Origin of the sequence: Citrobacter sp. Cb004, from assembly GCF_030337065.1 — a bacterium.
Classification (GTDB): Bacteria; Pseudomonadota; Gammaproteobacteria; order Enterobacterales; family Enterobacteriaceae; genus Citrobacter; species Citrobacter braakii.
On record NZ_JAOWCH010000066.1, the window covers coordinates 21,778 to 37,683 of the forward strand.

Here is a 15,906-nt window from a genome sequence, read left to right on the forward strand (position 1 = left end):
GGCTGCCTTCACTCACCCCAGTCACTTACTTGAGTAAGCTCCCGGGGACTCATTCAGTTGCCGCCTCGATGCATCTTGAATGATTTTGTGTATAGATTATGTCTTTTAACTTGAGGGGTAAAGGTTGCAGGGAGGACGCCCCGGCACTAGACTACCCGCCTCTTATTTTAGTCTGAGTCAGTGTCATGCGCGTTACCGATTTCACCTTTGAACTACCCGAATCCCTGATTGCCCACTATCCGCAAGCTGAGCGCAGTAGCTGCCGCTTGCTGTCTTTGGACGGGCCGACGGGCGCGCTGACGCACGGTACTTTCACCGATTTGCTCGATAAGCTCAACCCTGGCGATTTGCTGGTCTTTAACAACACCCGCGTTATTCCGGCGCGTCTGTTTGGCCGTAAAGCCAGCGGCGGCAAGATCGAAGTGCTGGTCGAGCGTATGTTGGATGACAAACGTATTCTGGCGCATATTCGCGCCTCGAAAGCGCCAAAGCCGGGGGCCGAGCTGCTGCTGGGCGACGACGAAAGTATTAAAGCAACGATGGTGGCACGCCATGACGCGCTGTTTGAAGTCGAGTTTAACGACGAGCGCAGCGTGCTGGATATCCTTAACGCCATCGGCCATATGCCGCTGCCACCGTATATTGACCGTCCGGATGAAGACGCCGACCGCGAGCTGTATCAGACCGTGTATAGCGAAAAACCGGGTGCGGTCGCCGCGCCGACAGCGGGTCTGCACTTTGACGATCCGCTGCTGGCTAAGCTGCGCGATAAAGGCATTGAAATGGCGTTCGTCACGCTGCACGTGGGCGCGGGGACTTTCCAGCCGGTGCGCGTAGACACCATCGAAGATCACATCATGCACTCCGAATATGCGGAAGTGCCGCAGGATGTCGTTGATGCTGTGCTGGCGGCGAAAGCGCGCGGCAACCGCGTGATTGCGGTGGGCACCACCTCCGTACGTTCACTGGAAAGCGCGGCACAGGCGGCCAAAAACGACCTTATCGAGCCGTTTTTCGGCGATACGCAAATATTCATTTATCCTGGCTATAAATATCAGGTGATTGATGCCCTGGTAACCAACTTCCACCTGCCGGAATCAACGCTGATCATGCTGGTTTCCGCGTTTGCTGGTTATAAAAACACCATGCACGCCTATCATGAAGCGGTAAAAGCGGAATATCGCTTTTTTAGTTACGGTGATGCGATGTTTATCACGTACAATCCGCAGGCTATTTCTGAGCGTGTCGGGGAATAAATCCGCGATATGAGTATTTAAAACGTCGGACTGTTTTTCTGACGCAGGAGTTAAGATGAAATTTGAACTGGATACCACAGACGGTCGCGCTCGCCGCGGCCGCCTGGTTTTTGATCGTGGCGTAGTAGAAACACCTGCTTTTATGCCGGTCGGTACTTACGGTACTGTGAAAGGCATGACGCCGGAAGAAGTTGAAGCAACTGGCGCGCAGATTATCCTCGGTAACACCTTCCACCTGTGGCTGCGCCCGGGACAGGAAATCATGAAACTGCATGGCGATCTGCACGATTTTATGCAGTGGAAAGGGCCAATCCTCACCGATTCCGGCGGCTTCCAGGTTTTCAGCCTGGGTGATATCCGTAAGATTACCGAGCAGGGCGTGCATTTCCGTAACCCGATCAACGGCGATCCGATTTTCCTCGATCCCGAGAAATCAATGGAGATTCAATACGATCTCGGTTCCGATATCGTCATGATCTTCGACGAATGTACACCGTATCCGGCCGACTGGGACTATGCTAAACGCTCGATGGAGATGTCTCTGCGTTGGGCGAAGCGCAGTCGGGATCGTTTTGATAGCCTCGGCAACAAAAATGCGCTTTTTGGCATCATTCAGGGCAGTGTTTACGAAGATTTACGTGATATCTCCGTTAAAGGTCTGGTAGACATCGGTTTTGATGGCTACGCTGTCGGCGGTTTGGCTGTCGGTGAGCCGAAGGAAGATATGCACCGCATCCTGGAGCATGTATGCCCACAGATTCCGGCAGATAAACCTCGTTACCTGATGGGCGTCGGCAAACCAGAAGATCTGGTTGAAGGCGTACGTCGCGGTATCGATATGTTTGACTGCGTGATGCCAACGCGAAATGCCCGTAATGGTCATTTGTTTGTGACTGACGGCGTGGTAAAAATTCGTAACGCGAAACATAAAAGCGACACCAGTCCGCTCGATGCTGAGTGTGATTGCTACACCTGTCGCAATTATTCGCGCGCTTACTTGCATCATCTCGACCGTTGCAACGAAATATTGGGCGCGCGACTCAACACGATTCATAACCTTCGCTACTACCAGCGTTTGATGGCGGGTTTACGCAAGGCTATTGAAGAGGGTAAATTAGAGAGCTTCGTGACCGATTTTTACCAACGTCAGGGTAGACCAGTTCCACCTGTGAACGTTGATTAATTTTAATAATGAGGGAATTTGAATGAGCTTTTTTATTTCTGATGCGGTAGCGGCAACAGGTGCTCCGGCGCAGGGCAGCCCGATGTCTCTGATTCTGATGCTGGTGGTGTTTGGTCTGATTTTCTACTTCATGATCCTGCGCCCGCAGCAAAAGCGCACCAAAGAACACAAAAATCTGATGAACTCCATTGCGAAAGGCGATGAAGTGCTGACTAACGGTGGTCTGGTGGGTCGCGTGACCAAAGTAGCAGAATCTGGCTACATCGCTATCGCGCTGAACGACACCACTGAAGTGGTTATTAAACGTGATTTCGTAGCTGCCGTTCTGCCGAAAGGCACCATGAAGGCGCTGTAATTTATTGTTTTCCCAAAGGGAACTGCCGTGTTAAACCGTTATCCTTTGTGGAAGTATGTCATGCTGATCGTCGTTATTGTCGTCGGTCTGCTCTATGCGCTTCCCAACCTGTATGGTGAGGATCCGGCTGTTCAAATCACTGGCGTGCGCGGTGCCGCCGCCAGTGAGCAAACGCTGATCCAGGTCCAGAAAACGTTACAAGAAGATAAAATCACACCTAAGTCTGTGGCTCTGGAAGAGGGTGCTATTCTTGCGCGCTTCGACTCCACTGATACCCAACTGCGCGCACGTGAAGTGTTAATGGGCGTATTGGGCGATCAATACGTCGTGGCGCTTAACCTTGCACCGGCAACTCCACGCTGGCTGGCAGCCATTCACGCAGAACCGATGAAACTCGGTCTTGACCTGCGTGGCGGCGTTCACTTCCTGATGGAAGTGGATATGGACACCGCGCTGAGTAAGTTGCAGGAACAAAATATCGATAGCCTGCGCAGCGATCTGCGTGAAAAAGGCATTCCTTATACTACCGTTCGCAAAGAAGATAACTACGGTCTGAGCATCACCTTCCGTGATAGCAGCGCCCGTGATGAAGCTATCTCTTACCTGAGCAAGCGTCACCAGGATCTGGTTATTTCCAGCCAGGGCAGCAATGCTCTGCGTGCGGTGATGACCGATGCGCGCCTGAGCGAAGCCCGTGAATACGCGGTACAGCAGAACATCAACATTCTGCGTAATCGTGTTAACCAACTGGGTGTTGCTGAGCCGGTGGTCCAACGTCAGGGTGCTGACCGCATTGTGGTCGAACTGCCAGGCATTCAGGATACCGCGCGTGCGAAAGAAATTCTGGGCGCTACCGCGACGCTGGAATTCCGTCTGGTGAACACCAACGTTGACCAGTCTGCTGCGGCATCCGGGCGTGTACCGGGTGATTCGGAAGTGAAACAGTCTCGTGAAGGTCAGCCGGTTGTGCTGTACAAACGCGTGATCCTGACCGGTGATCATATCACCGACTCCACTTCCAGCCAGGACGAATACAATCAGCCGCAGGTTAACATCTCGCTGGATAGCGCGGGTGGTAACATCATGTCCAACTTCACCAAGGACAACATCGGTAAGCCGATGGCGACCCTGTTCGTGGAGTACAAAGACAGCGGTAAAAAAGATGCCAATGGTCGCGCAGTGCTGGTGAAACAGGAAGAGGTGATTAACATCGCCAACATCCAGTCTCGCCTGGGCAACAGCTTCCGTATCACCGGTATTAACAACCCGAACGAAGCTCGTCAGCTTTCTCTGCTGTTACGTGCCGGTGCGTTGATTGCGCCGATTCAGATTGTTGAAGAACGTACCATCGGTCCTACCCTGGGTATGCAGAACATTAAACAGGGTCTGGAAGCGTGTCTGGCCGGTCTGGTGGTGTCTATCCTGTTCATGATCTTCTTCTATAAGAAGTTCGGTCTGATCGCGACCAGTGCGCTGATTGCTAACCTGGTACTGATTGTCGGTATTATGTCGCTGCTGCCGGGCGCTACGCTGAGTATGCCGGGGATTGCGGGGATCGTCTTAACCCTTGCCGTCGCGGTCGATGCGAACGTACTGATTAACGAACGTATCAAAGAAGAGTTGAGTAACGGGCGTTCGGTGCAGCAGGCCATCAATGAAGGTTATGCGGGTGCATTCAGCTCCATCTTTGATGCGAACATTACGACGCTGATTAAGGTCATTATCCTGTACGCAGTTGGCACCGGGGCAATTAAAGGGTTCGCGATTACTACCGGTATTGGTGTGGCGACGTCGATGTTTACCGCGATTGTCGGTACACGTGCCATCGTAAACCTGTTGTATGGCGGCAAGCGCGTCAAAAAGCTGTCAATCTGAGGAGTGCGAAGTGGCACAGGAATATACTGTTGAACAATTGAACCACGGCCGTAAAGTCTGGGACTTTATGCGCTGGGACTACTGGGCTTTCGGCATTTCAGGTTTCCTGCTGATTGCGGCCATCGTGGTGATGGGCGTACGCGGGTTTAACTGGGGTCTCGATTTCACCGGTGGTACGGTAATTGAAATCACGCTGGAAAAACCGGCCGATATGGACGTGATGCGCGATGCGCTGGAGAAAGCGGGCTTTGTTGATCCGCTTCTGCAGAACTTCGGCAGCAGCCACGACATTATGGTGCGTATGCCGCCAACTGAAGGCGCAGACGGCGGTCAGGTGCTGGGCAGCAAAGTGTTGAGTGTGATTAACGAATCCACCAACCAAAACGCCGCGGTGAAACGAATTGAATTCGTGGGTCCGAGCGTGGGTGCAGACCTGGCGCAAACCGGTGCAATGGCGCTGATGGCGGCGTTAATATCCATCCTGGTGTACGTCGGTTTCCGCTTTGAGTGGCGACTGGCGGCAGGGGTAGTTATCGCTCTGGCGCATGACGTGATTATCACACTTGGGATCCTGTCGTTGTTCCATATCGAGATTGATCTGACTATCGTCGCATCGTTGATGTCGGTAATCGGTTACTCGCTGAACGACAGTATCGTCGTATCTGACCGTATTCGTGAAAACTTCCGCAAAATTCGTCGCGGTACGCCTTACGAAATCTTTAACGTGTCATTGACTCAGACGCTGCACCGTACGTTGATTACGTCCGGTACGACGTTGATGGTTATTCTGATGCTGTTCCTGTTCGGTGGTCCGGTACTGGAAGGCTTCTCGCTGACGATGCTGATCGGTGTTTCCATCGGTACTGCATCTTCTATCTACGTAGCATCGGCGCTGGCGCTGAAGCTGGGTATGAAGCGTGAGCACATGCTGCAGCAGAAGGTTGAGAAAGAAGGGGCGGATCAACCGTCAATTCTGCCTTAAACTATTAAAAGTGAAGATACTGGAATCCCGATCGCAAGGTCGGGATTTTTTTTGCCTGTGATTTGGTAGCAGTCCATTATCTTTTCCGGTCGCCATACTACTGACAGTATGCTGTCAGTAGCCCTGTCGTATAGTCCTTCTGAGATTACCCACACAGGCAGGAGGAAGTATGAATAACGTAATTAGCTGGTTTGAAATCCCCGTGGCACAAATGGAGCGCGCCATTGCTTTTTATGAGCCAGTGATGCAGGTTTCTTTGCGTCGTGAGAATATGGACAGCGCGGAGCTGGCCGTATTTCCACATCAGGATCCCGCTCCCGGCGGGGCGCTGGCTAAATTTGACGGTATTACGCCTTCAGCGCAGGGCGCTATTATTTATCTGCATACGGACGATTTGGCTGCAACGCTTAAACGCGTCGCCACCGCTGGCGGCCAGTGCGTGTTTGGTCCGCTCGAACTGGGGCAGGATATTGGCACTATTGCGCTGTTTACTGACAGCGAAGGCAATCGCGTTGGTTTACATCAACCCGCGTAATATTTTCAGGACTGAGGATTAAAATGACCAGACGCGCCGACCGCTTGTTTCAGATTGTACAAATCCTGCGTGGCAGGCGAGTGACAACGGCGGCGCTGCTGGCAGAACGTCTTGAGGTTTCTGAACGGACGATTTATCGCGATATCCGCGATCTCTCTTTATCCGGCGTGCCCATAGAAGGAGAAGTGGGCAGTGGATACCGCTTAATGGCGGGGTTTGATCTGCCGCCGTTGATGTTAACGCATCGCGAATCAGAAGCGTTAATGGTAGCGATTCGGTTGCTGAAAACATGGGGCGGGGATTCACTCTCACAGGCGCTGGAATCCGCGCAGGAAAAAGTGCTGGCGATATTGCCGCCAGAGTGTCGGCGCAGAGCCGAGCAAACGCGGGTTTTCGCGCCAGATTTTGGCAATCAGCCGCATTCACGCAGTGCTTTTGATCTCATACATCGCGCGGTTTCGGTGCAGCAGGTGCTGGCGCTGCATTATCGCGACGAGTGCGGGAATCTCTCCTGGCGCGACGTTCAGCCGCTGGGGCTATTTTTCTGGGGTGAGCACTGGTTGCTGGTTGCCTGGTGCGAGAAACGTGACGATTATCGCTGCTTTCGCGTTGATCGGTGTCTAAAGATCACGCCGCTCGACAGGCATTTTCGTGAATCTGCAGACCGCTCGCTAAGTGATTTTTTACGTAAAGTACGCTGTGAAGACCAGCCATAAGAAAGCCAGCGGTTAAGCTGGCTTGTCTGCGATCAATTGGCAGGATTAGAAGTTGTAACCTACGACCAGGTAACCACCCCAACCGGTAGATTTCGCGCTGAAGTCGCCTTCGCCCCAGTTCAGAGTATCTCCACCTTTCCACTGGCCGCCGTTATGGAAATAACGCGCTACTACGGAGTAGTGCCAGTGATCGTAGTTCAGCGCCAGGACGTGGCTGGAAGCGATAGAGTTGCTGGTGCGGTTCGGATCATCACCCAAATCTGAGCCCCAGTCGAAGTTGGTGAAGCCGATGTAGGTCAGTTGGCCGCCCCAAACCTGGGTGATCGGCACAAAGTATTTAACTTTGAAACGGTAGCCATCCCACTCGTTTTCGTTGGATGCGCCATAGTTCTGCCACTGGTATTTAGCATACACGTTCAGGGACAGACCCATCGGCAGACCGGTATCGATATCGGTACCCAGACCCATATACCAGGTGCTCTGGCGGCTGGCTTTGTTATCACCCATATCGTAGATGTAGTTGTTGGCGAAATACCACTCTTTGAACGGACCAAAGCTCAGGTCAGCACCGGTCAGTTTATCGATGGAGAAACGCGGTTCGATTTCCATAAACAGCGGGGAACCGTCAGACCAGATGCCTTTATCGTTGCCGTTACCCCAGTCGAAGGTTTTCGGAATATCGATGTAGCCATAGAAGTCAAACCAGTCTTTTTTGGCAAACGCTTCGTATTCCAGATACACGTCATTGTTCAGTTTCGGGGAGAAACGGGTGTGGTAGCTACCCACCACGTTGACGCTCTGGTGCCACCAGTCGGACAGATATTGCGGTTTGTCATTTTCTGCAGCGTTGGCAGTAAAAGACGAGGAGAGCGCCAGCACTGCACCGGCTGCAAGTAATGTTTTTTTCATATGTATGCCACTGTTTGAAATCCCTTTCGGGAGTGAAAAAGGCGCAAATTGCGTTTCTAAATATTTCGTGTTTCTTCGGAGCCTATTATAAAAATCATTGTTCACAAAAATATGTGTTGTTTCACAGTTCTATCATTTACGTAATCGATTGCGTTCACGTTTGCTCACTTTAGGCGGCGAATTGTACTGGCTCCCATGAATGTTGCCAAGTTTTACCAGAAATATCGGTTATGTCAGGTGAGTAACAAAACGGGCCGGAGTGATGTTGCGGAACGCACAAAACGTCCCGCAAAAAAGTTTATTGATTAACAGGCTGGATGTCGTGGATACGAACAAATCCTAACTGGTCCGGAGAGAGGCCATTTATTTGCAACGGAATGTCTACGTCGCTGGGAGCAAGGATACTTGCCGGGGCCGTTACCAATTGGTTCTGAACGTTCGCTTCCTGATAGTTATCCGTGGTGCCCTGAATTTGTCCATACTCGACGGTGGCGCTAAAGGCGGGTAAAGGCGTAGTGGATTCACCCTGAATACGTAATGTGAGCCGCGTGCCGTCGGCGTTCGGCGCAATATTGACAAGTGACATCCGTAACATGCCAATCTGGCTGTCCAGTCGGGCTGGTGTATTGGAACCCGGCAGCAGATAGGCTCCGCTGGTTGATTTGGCATTCAACATATTTTGTTGTGTAATTTTTACCGTTTCCTGATTTAGCTGTGTCATCTCTTTATTCAACGTGCTAACGCTTTGATGCATCGGGCGTACTTCGCTTTGCTGTGCGCATGCGCTAAGACTAAAGAGACTTCCCACCAGGAGAATTCTTAGGTAACGTCTTGTCATTGTGATTACTTCCTTCATTGTCGCGATAGCATAATGGTAGTGCGCACCGAGCACGAAGGCATCGATCCTTTGTCTCAAAAGCGCTGCGCCTTTGTTGTCACGCCAGTTCAGGGTAAAATAGATTTCTGTTAACCACTGAGGACAGGACGCCGTATGCATTGCCCATTCTGTTTCGCCGTAGACACTAAGGTAATTGACTCTCGTCTTGTAGGCGAGGGCTCCTCAGTACGCCGCCGTCGGCAGTGTCTGGTCTGTAACGAACGTTTCACCACTTTTGAAGTGGCTGAGCTTGTCATGCCGCGCGTTGTGAAAAGCAACGATGTGCGTGAACCCTTTAATGAAGATAAGCTGCGCAGCGGCATGCTCAGAGCGCTTGAGAAACGTCCGGTCAGCTCAGATGACGTCGAAATGGCGTTGAACCATATCAAATCACAACTGCGTGCGACTGGCGAGCGTGAGGTGCCGAGCAAGATGATCGGCAACCTGGTGATGGAGCAGTTGAAAAAACTCGATAAAGTCGCCTACATCCGCTTTGCCTCGGTTTACCGGAGTTTCGAAGATATCAAAGAATTTGGCGAAGAGATTGCTCGCCTACAGGACTAAGCCATGCAGGATGAATTGTACATGGCGCGCGCGCTGAAGCTTGCTGCGCGCGGACGTTTTACCACTCACCCCAATCCCAACGTGGGCTGCGTGATTGTCAAAGATGGGGAGATCGTCGGTGAAGGGTATCATCACCGCGCGGGCGAACCGCATGCCGAAGTCCACGCTCTGCGCATGGCTGGAGAAAAAGCGCGAGGGGCGACTGCCTATGTAACGCTTGAACCCTGCAGCCATCATGGTCGTACCCCCCCGTGCTGCGATGCGCTGATTGCCGCAGGCGTGTCACGTGTGGTTGCAGCGATGCAGGATCCCAATCCGCAGGTAGCAGGTCGTGGTCTCTACCGTTTGCAGCAGGCGGGCATTGACGTCAGTCACGGGCTGATGATGAGCGAGGTTGAGCAGCTTAATAAAGGCTTTCTCAAGCGTATGCGTACGGGATTCCCCTACGTGCAGCTTAAACTTGGTGCGTCGCTTGATGGGCGTACGGCGATGGCCAGTGGTGAAAGCCAGTGGATAACCTCGCCACAGGCGCGTCGCGATGTGCAACGATTACGGGCGCAAAGCCATGCCATCTTAACCAGCAGCGCTACGGTGTTGGCTGACGACCCTCAGCTTACCGTGCGTTGGTCGGAACTTGGGGAGTCAACCCAGGCGAGTTACCCGCAGGAAAATCTGCGCCAGCCTATCCGCATTGTTGTTGATAGCCAGAATCAGGTCACGCCGGAACACCGTATTGTGCAACAGCCTGGAGAAACCTGGATTGCCCGGACAAAAGATGATCCTCGTAGTTGGCCGGAGACGGTGCGCAGTCTGAAGGTGCCGGAACATAACGGACATCTGGATCTGGTGGTGCTGATGATGCAACTGGGCAAGCAGCAAATTAACAGCATTTGGGTTGAAGCTGGTCCAACGCTTGCGGGCGCGTTATTACAGGCCGGTCTGGTCGATGAGCTAATCGTGTATGTTGCGCCTAAACTGTTAGGCAGCGATGCACGAGGATTATGTGTGCTTCCAGGCCTTGAGAAACTGGCTGACGCCCCCCATTTCAAATTCAACGAAATACGCCATGTAGGTCCGGACCTTTGCCTGCATTTAGTGGGCGCATGATCTCCCGGTTCGAAAGGGAAGCAGCGCACAGATTATTATGATAAAATCCGCCCCCCTGCGGGGTCTAGTGAATCCGAAGGAAGAATATGAACATTATTGAAGCTAACGTTGCTACCCCGGACGCTCGCGTCGCCATCACCATTGCGCGTTTCAACAACTTTATCAATGACAGCCTGCTGGAAGGTGCGATCGACGCCCTGAAACGTATTGGTCAGGTTAAAGATGAAAACATTACCGTCGTTTGGGTTCCGGGCGCGTATGAGCTGCCGCTGGCAGCCTCAGTACTTGCAAAATCCGGTAAATACGACGCGGTGATTGCGTTAGGTACGGTGATTCGTGGTGGTACCGCGCACTTCGAATATGTGGCTGGCGGTGCAAGCAATGGCCTGGCGCATGTCGCTCAGGACAGTGGCATTCCGGTAGCCTTCGGTGTTCTGACCACCGAAAGTATTGAACAAGCCATCGAACGTGCTGGCACTAAAGCCGGCAACAAAGGCGCAGAAGCTGCACTGACTGCACTTGAAATGATTAATGTATTGAAAGCCATCAAGGCCTGATTTTTGTAAGGGGAAATCCGTGAAACCTGCTGCTCGTCGCCGCGCCCGTGAGTGTGCCGTCCAGGCGCTCTACTCCTGGCAGTTGTCCCAGAACGACATCGCTGATGTTGAATACCAGTTCCTGGCGGAACAGGACGTAAAAGATGTCGACGTTCTGTATTTCCGTGAACTGCTGTCCGGGGTGGCGACTAACAGCGCGTACCTGGATGGATTAATGAAGCCTTATCTGTCTCGTTTGTTGGAAGAGCTGGGTCAGGTAGAAAAAGCCGTGCTGCGTATTGCGCTGTTTGAACTGTCTAAACGTAGTGATGTGCCGTACAAAGTGGCCATCAACGAAGCGATTGAACTGGCGAAAACCTTCGGCGCTGAAGACAGCCATAAATTCGTGAACGGCGTACTGGATAAAGCAGCACCTGTGATTCGCCCCAACAAAAAGTAATCCCGAGGCCGGCTGGATGGTGGAACTTGTTTCCGCTGCCCCCGGCTTTTTCTTTTTTTTCTGCTGAGGCATAACGTATGGCATGCGGCGAATTTTCCCTGATTGCCCGTTATTTTGACCGCGTAAGAACGTCTCGTCTTGATGTCGAAACCGGTATTGGTGACGATTGCGCACTTCTGAACATCCCTGAAAAACAGACGCTGGCGATCAGCACCGATACGCTGGTGGCAGGCAACCACTTCCTCCCCGACATTGATCCCACCGATCTCGCCTGGAAAGCGCTGGCGGTGAATTTGAGCGATCTGGCGGCGATGGGAGCCGATCCTGCGTGGCTGACGCTGGCGCTCACGCTGCCTGACGTCGATGAAGCCTGGCTTGAAGCCTTCAGCGATGGCCTGTTTGAACTCCTCAATTACTATGATATGCAGCTGATAGGTGGTGACACCACGCGTGGGCCACTGTCGATGACGCTGGGTATCCACGGCTACGTCCCTGTTGGACGGGCCTTAAAACGCTCCGGTGCGAAACCGGGGGACTGGATTTATGTGACCGGTACGCCGGGCGACAGCGCGGCCGGGCTGGCGATTTTGCAGGATCGTTTGCAGGTGGCAGATACAAAAGACGCAGACTATCTGCTTAAACGTCATCTGCGTCCAACGCCGCGTATTTTGCAGGGACAAGCCCTGCGCGATCTGGCCAGTGCTGCTATCGATATTTCCGACGGCCTGATTTCCGATCTGGGGCATATCGTCAATGCCTGCGGCTGTGGGGCGCGGGTTAACGTCGATGCGTTGCCATACTCTACGGCATTTGCCCAACACGTTGAGCCGGAACAAGCCCTGCGCTGGGCGCTTTCGGGGGGTGAAGATTATGAGTTATGCTTTACCGTACCGGAAATTAACCGTGGCGCACTGGACGTGGCGCTGGGGAATCTCGGCGCATCGTTTACCTGCATTGGGCAGATGAGCGCGGACGTGGAAGGCATTCACTTTACGCACGACGGAAAACCCGTCACGTTCGACTGGAAAGGATATGACCATTTTGCCGCGCCTTAAAAAAGATGTCGCCAAAAGCCGCCTGAGTATGCGCAATCCGTGGCACCTGTTGGCCACCGGTTTTGGCAGCGGGCTGAGCCCAATTGTTCCAGGCACGATGGGATCGCTGGCGGCGATCCCTTTTTGGTATTTAATGACGTTTCTGCCGTGGCAGCTGTATTCACTGGTGGTCATGTTGTCTATCTGTATCGGCGTTTATCTGTGCCATCAAACGGCGAAAGATATGGGCGTGCACGATCACGGTAGCATTGTCTGGGACGAGTTTGTCGGGATGTGGATAACCCTGATGGCGCTGCCGACCCACGACTGGCAGTGGGTTGCCGCCGGATTTGTGATTTTCCGTATTCTGGATATGTGGAAGCCGTGGCCGATCCGTTGGTTCGATCGCAACGTGCATGGCGGTACGGGGATCATGATTGATGATATTGTGGCCGGAATACTCTCCGCCGGAATTTTGTATTTTATCGGCCATCACTGGCCGGTAGGTATCATTTAAATAGGTTTACCGGATGGCAGCGTAAACGCCTTATCCGGCCTGGAAACACGATGTCGGTTTTGTAGGCCCGATAAGCGTAGCGCCATCGGGCAATGCCAGATTATTTAAATCCGACCACCGGATGCTGTTTGTACGGCGTTTCCAGCTCGGCAATCTGCTCCGGCTTCAGCGTCAAATCCACCGCATTAAGTAACTCATCCAGCTGTTCCTCGCGCGAAGTGCCAATAATCGGCGCTGCCACCCCCGGTTTGCTCAGCAGCCAGGCTAGCGCAACCTGCGCACGCGTTACGCCTAATTCCTCACTGACACCGGTCAGCCGCGCGGCAATTTGCGCGTCGTTTTCATCGCTGTCACTGTATAAATTTTTACCGACTTCATCAGAAACCAGACGTGCGGTCGTTTCTCCCCAGGGGCGCGTCAGGCGACCACGCGCCAGCGGACTCCATGGGATCACCGCGACGCCTTCCTGATAGCAAAGCGGCAGCATTTCGCGTTCTTCCTCACGGTAGATTAGGTTGTAGTGATCCTGCATGCTAACGAACTGCGCCAAGCCGTGTTGTTTCTGTAAAGCCAGCGCCTGAGCAAACTGAGACGCGTGCATGGATGAGGCGCCAATATAGCGAGCTTTACCGGCTTTCACTACGTTGTTAAGGGCTTCCAGCGTTTCTTCGATAGGCGTATTGTAATCCCAGCGGTGAATTTGCAGGATGTCCACATAGTCCATACCCAGGCGTCTGAGGCTATCGTCGATTGAGCGCAAGATTTGTGCGCGGGATAATCCTTCCGCTAAATCATCAACCTGGTGAAAAACCTTGGTGGCGACCACGACATCTTCGCGGCGGGCGAAATCACGCAGCGCGCGGCCGACAATCTCTTCGCTGCTGCCAGCGGAGTAGCTGTTGGCGGTATCAAAAAAGTTAATGCCGCCTTCAAGAGCGTGTTTGATTATCGGGCGGCTGCTTTCTTCAGGTAGCGTCCAGGCGTGATTGCCGCGATTGGGCTCGCCAAACGTCATGCAACCCAGGCAAAGGCGGGAGACCCGTAGGTCGGTTTTTCCTAAGGTGTTGTATTTCATTAATCCACTCCTGCTATGCTCGTGATGAGTTAAGCATAGCAGGAGCGGGGAGGGGATTATGCCAGCCAGGCCTTGATTTTGGCCTCAATTCCGGCGGCATTAAGTCCCAGTTCGGCGCGAGCCTCGTCCTGAGTCCCCTGCGGGATGAAGAAGTCAGGCAGGCCAATGTTCAGCACCGGAACAGGCTTGCGATGGGCCATTAGCACTTCGTTTACGCTGCTACCAGCGCCGCCCATAATGGCATTCTCTTCGAGGGTGACCAGCACCTCGTGTTGGGCTGCCATTTCGAGGATCAACGTTTCATCCAACGGTTTCACAAAGCGCATATCAACCAGCGTGGCGTTCAGTGACTCTGCGACCTGAGCGGCTTCCGGCATTAGGGTGCCGAAGTTGAGAATCGCTACTTTCTCCCCGTGACGCTTCACGATGCCTTTGCCGATTGGCAGATGTTCCAGCGGCGCCAGCTCAACACCCACCGCGTTACCGCGCGGATAACGTACGACCGTTGGACCGTCGTTGTAGTGATAGCCGGTGAACAGCATCTGGCGACATTCGTTCTCATCGCTTGGGGTCATAATGACCATTTCCGGGATACAGCGCAGGAAAGAGAGGTCGAACGCCCCTTGGTGGGTTTGTCCATCTGCGCCAACGATACCCGCCCGATCGACGGCGAACAGGACCGGCAGTTTCTGGATGGCGACATCATGCAGTACCTGATCGTAAGCGCGCTGCAGGAAGGTGGAGTAAATAGCCACGACCGGCTTATAACCGCCAATCGCCAGACCGGCCGCAAACGTCACCGCGTGCTGCTCGGCAATCGCCACATCAAAGTAGCGGTCCGGGAACTTACGTGAGAACTCCACCATACCGGAGCCTTCGCGCATCGCCGGGGTGATCGCCATCAGCTTATTGTCTTTCGCCGCGGTCTCACACAGCCAGTCACCGAAGATCTTTGAATAGCTCGGCAGGCCGCCGCTGCTTTTCGGCAGACATCCGCTGGATGGATCGAATTTTGGTACCGCGTGGAACGTAATCGGATCTTTTTCCGCAGGCTCGTAGCCACGACCTTTTTTGGTCATGATGTGCAGGAACTGTGGACCTTTGAGATCGCGCATGTTCTTAAGCGTGGTGATAAGCCCCAGCACGTCGTGACCGTCCACCGGACCAATATAGTTAAAGCCCAGCTCTTCAAACAGCGTACCCGGCACAACCATGCCTTTGATGTGCTCTTCGGTACGTTTGAGCAGTTCTTTAATCGGTGGTACACCGGAGAACACTTTCTTCCCGCCTTCGCGCAGCGAGGAGTAGAGTTTGCCTGAGAGCAGTTGCGCCAGGTGATTGTTCAGCGCGCCGACGTTCTCTGAAATCGACATTTCGTTGTCGTTGAGGATAACCAGCATGTCGGGCTTAATATCACCCGCGTGGTTCATCGCTTCAAATGCCATGCCTGCGGTGATTGCACCGTCCCCAATCACACAAACGGTACGGCGTTCCTTGCCTTCTTTCTCGGCGGCAACCGCAATACCGATACCTGCGCTGATGGAGGTTGAGGAGTGCCCTACGCTCAGTACGTCATATTCGCTCTCACCGCGCCATGGGAATGGATGCAAACCGCCTTTCTGTCGAATGGTGCCAATTTTATCGCGGCGGCCGGTCAGAATTTTGTGCGGGTAAGCCTGATGTCCCACATCCCAGATTAACTGGTCAAACGGGGTGTTGTAGACGTAGTGCAGCGCTACGGTGAGTTCCACCGTGCCCAGACCAGAGGCGAAGTGCCCGCTGGAACGGCTTACGCTGTCGAGCAAATAGCGGCGCAGTTCGTCGCAAAGCTTTGGCAGGCTCTCTTTTGGCAGCAGGCGTAACTCCTGAGTGGAGTCGACCAGCGCCAGGGTCGGGTATTTGGCTATATCAAAACTCATCGCAAG

At 53.3% G+C, this 15,906-nt stretch carries 17 protein-coding genes; 13 read left to right on the forward strand and 4 right to left on the reverse strand.

Annotated features, from left to right (window positions below; all coding sequences use genetic code 11):
* The first annotated feature begins 185 nt into the window (after positions 1-185).
* The 7 genes from queA to OGV65_RS17395 all read left to right on the forward strand — a co-directional run bounded on the left by queA (position 186) and on the right by OGV65_RS17395 (position 6,902).
* On the forward strand, positions 186-1,256 hold the full coding sequence (gene queA / locus OGV65_RS17365) for a tRNA preQ1(34) S-adenosylmethionine ribosyltransferase-isomerase QueA (RefSeq protein ID WP_003021529.1): 1,071 nt from the start codon (positions 186-188) through the stop codon (positions 1,254-1,256).
* Positions 1,257-1,311: 55 nt separating this feature from the next.
* Positions 1,312-2,439, forward strand: a complete 1,128-nt coding sequence (tgt, locus tag OGV65_RS17370; RefSeq protein ID WP_003021535.1) for a tRNA guanosine(34) transglycosylase Tgt — start codon at positions 1,312-1,314, stop codon at positions 2,437-2,439.
* A 22-nt stretch (positions 2,440-2,461) separates the two neighbouring features.
* Positions 2,462-2,794 carry a preprotein translocase subunit YajC gene (gene yajC, locus OGV65_RS17375; protein WP_003021544.1) on the forward strand — a complete coding sequence of 111 codons (333 nt, stop codon included), beginning with the start codon at positions 2,462-2,464 and terminating at the stop codon, positions 2,792-2,794.
* 27 nt (positions 2,795-2,821) lie between these two features.
* A complete protein-coding gene (gene secD, locus OGV65_RS17380) occupies positions 2,822-4,669 on the forward strand; it encodes a protein translocase subunit SecD (RefSeq protein WP_003021547.1) in 1,848 nt (615 codons plus the stop codon).
* Positions 4,670-4,679: 10 nt separating this feature from the next.
* Positions 4,680-5,651, forward strand: coding sequence for a protein translocase subunit SecF (secF, locus tag OGV65_RS17385; RefSeq protein ID WP_003021550.1), 972 nt, complete (start codon positions 4,680-4,682; stop codon positions 5,649-5,651).
* Positions 5,652-5,820: 169 nt separating this feature from the next.
* Positions 5,821-6,186, forward strand: a complete 366-nt coding sequence (locus tag OGV65_RS17390; protein ID WP_016152028.1) for a VOC family protein — start codon at positions 5,821-5,823, stop codon at positions 6,184-6,186.
* Between the two features lie 23 nt (positions 6,187-6,209).
* A complete protein-coding gene (locus OGV65_RS17395; protein WP_200079430.1) occupies positions 6,210-6,902 on the forward strand; it encodes a helix-turn-helix transcriptional regulator in 693 nt (230 codons plus the stop codon).
* Between the two features lie 45 nt (positions 6,903-6,947).
* Here OGV65_RS17395 and OGV65_RS17400 read toward each other — a convergent pair whose 3' ends face one another.
* Together OGV65_RS17400 and OGV65_RS17405 are read right to left on the reverse strand one after the other, a co-directional pair.
* The gene (locus tag OGV65_RS17400; protein ID WP_003021561.1) at positions 6,948-7,811 is read right to left on the reverse strand and encodes a nucleoside-specific channel-forming protein Tsx; all 864 of its coding nucleotides are present in this window, start codon (positions 7,809-7,811) and stop codon (positions 6,948-6,950) included.
* 298 nt (positions 7,812-8,109) lie between these two features.
* Positions 8,110-8,649: a SadB/YajI family lipoprotein gene (locus OGV65_RS17405; RefSeq protein WP_286455279.1), complete on the reverse strand. Its 540-nt coding sequence runs from the start codon at positions 8,647-8,649 to the stop codon at positions 8,110-8,112.
* Positions 8,650-8,802: 153 nt separating this feature from the next.
* Between OGV65_RS17405 and nrdR the strand changes: the two genes are divergently transcribed.
* The 6 genes from nrdR (at position 8,803) to pgpA (ending at position 12,906) form a co-directional block, all read left to right on the forward strand.
* The gene (nrdR, locus tag OGV65_RS17410; RefSeq protein ID WP_016152032.1) at positions 8,803-9,252 is read left to right on the forward strand and encodes a transcriptional regulator NrdR; all 450 of its coding nucleotides are present in this window, start codon (positions 8,803-8,805) and stop codon (positions 9,250-9,252) included.
* A gap of 3 nt (positions 9,253-9,255) precedes the next feature.
* Positions 9,256-10,359, forward strand: a complete 1,104-nt coding sequence (gene ribD / locus OGV65_RS17415; RefSeq protein WP_047501929.1) for a bifunctional diaminohydroxyphosphoribosylaminopyrimidine deaminase/5-amino-6-(5-phosphoribosylamino)uracil reductase RibD — start codon at positions 9,256-9,258, stop codon at positions 10,357-10,359.
* An 86-nt stretch (positions 10,360-10,445) separates the two neighbouring features.
* Positions 10,446-10,916, forward strand: coding sequence for a 6,7-dimethyl-8-ribityllumazine synthase (gene ribH, locus OGV65_RS17420; protein WP_016152034.1), 471 nt, complete (start codon positions 10,446-10,448; stop codon positions 10,914-10,916).
* 19 nt (positions 10,917-10,935) lie between these two features.
* Positions 10,936-11,355 (forward strand): transcription antitermination factor NusB, encoded by a 420-nt coding sequence (gene nusB / locus OGV65_RS17425; RefSeq protein ID WP_000801129.1) that lies wholly within the window; start codon positions 10,936-10,938, stop codon positions 11,353-11,355.
* Between the two features lie 77 nt (positions 11,356-11,432).
* The gene (gene thiL / locus OGV65_RS17430) at positions 11,433-12,410 is read left to right on the forward strand and encodes a thiamine-phosphate kinase (RefSeq protein WP_200079431.1); all 978 of its coding nucleotides are present in this window, start codon (positions 11,433-11,435) and stop codon (positions 12,408-12,410) included.
* Positions 12,388-12,906: a phosphatidylglycerophosphatase A gene (gene pgpA / locus OGV65_RS17435; protein WP_016152036.1), complete on the forward strand. Its 519-nt coding sequence runs from the start codon at positions 12,388-12,390 to the stop codon at positions 12,904-12,906. Before thiL ends, pgpA begins: the two co-directional genes overlap by 23 nt.
* 100 nt (positions 12,907-13,006) lie before the next feature.
* Here pgpA and yajO read toward each other — a convergent pair whose 3' ends face one another.
* Positions 13,007-13,981, reverse strand: coding sequence for a 1-deoxyxylulose-5-phosphate synthase YajO (yajO, locus tag OGV65_RS17440; RefSeq protein WP_286455280.1), 975 nt, complete (start codon positions 13,979-13,981; stop codon positions 13,007-13,009).
* Positions 13,982-14,037: 56 nt separating this feature from the next.
* Positions 14,038-15,900, reverse strand: coding sequence for a 1-deoxy-D-xylulose-5-phosphate synthase (gene dxs, locus OGV65_RS17445; protein WP_153690671.1), 1,863 nt, complete (start codon positions 15,898-15,900; stop codon positions 14,038-14,040).
* Positions 15,901-15,906: the final 6 nt, after the last annotated feature.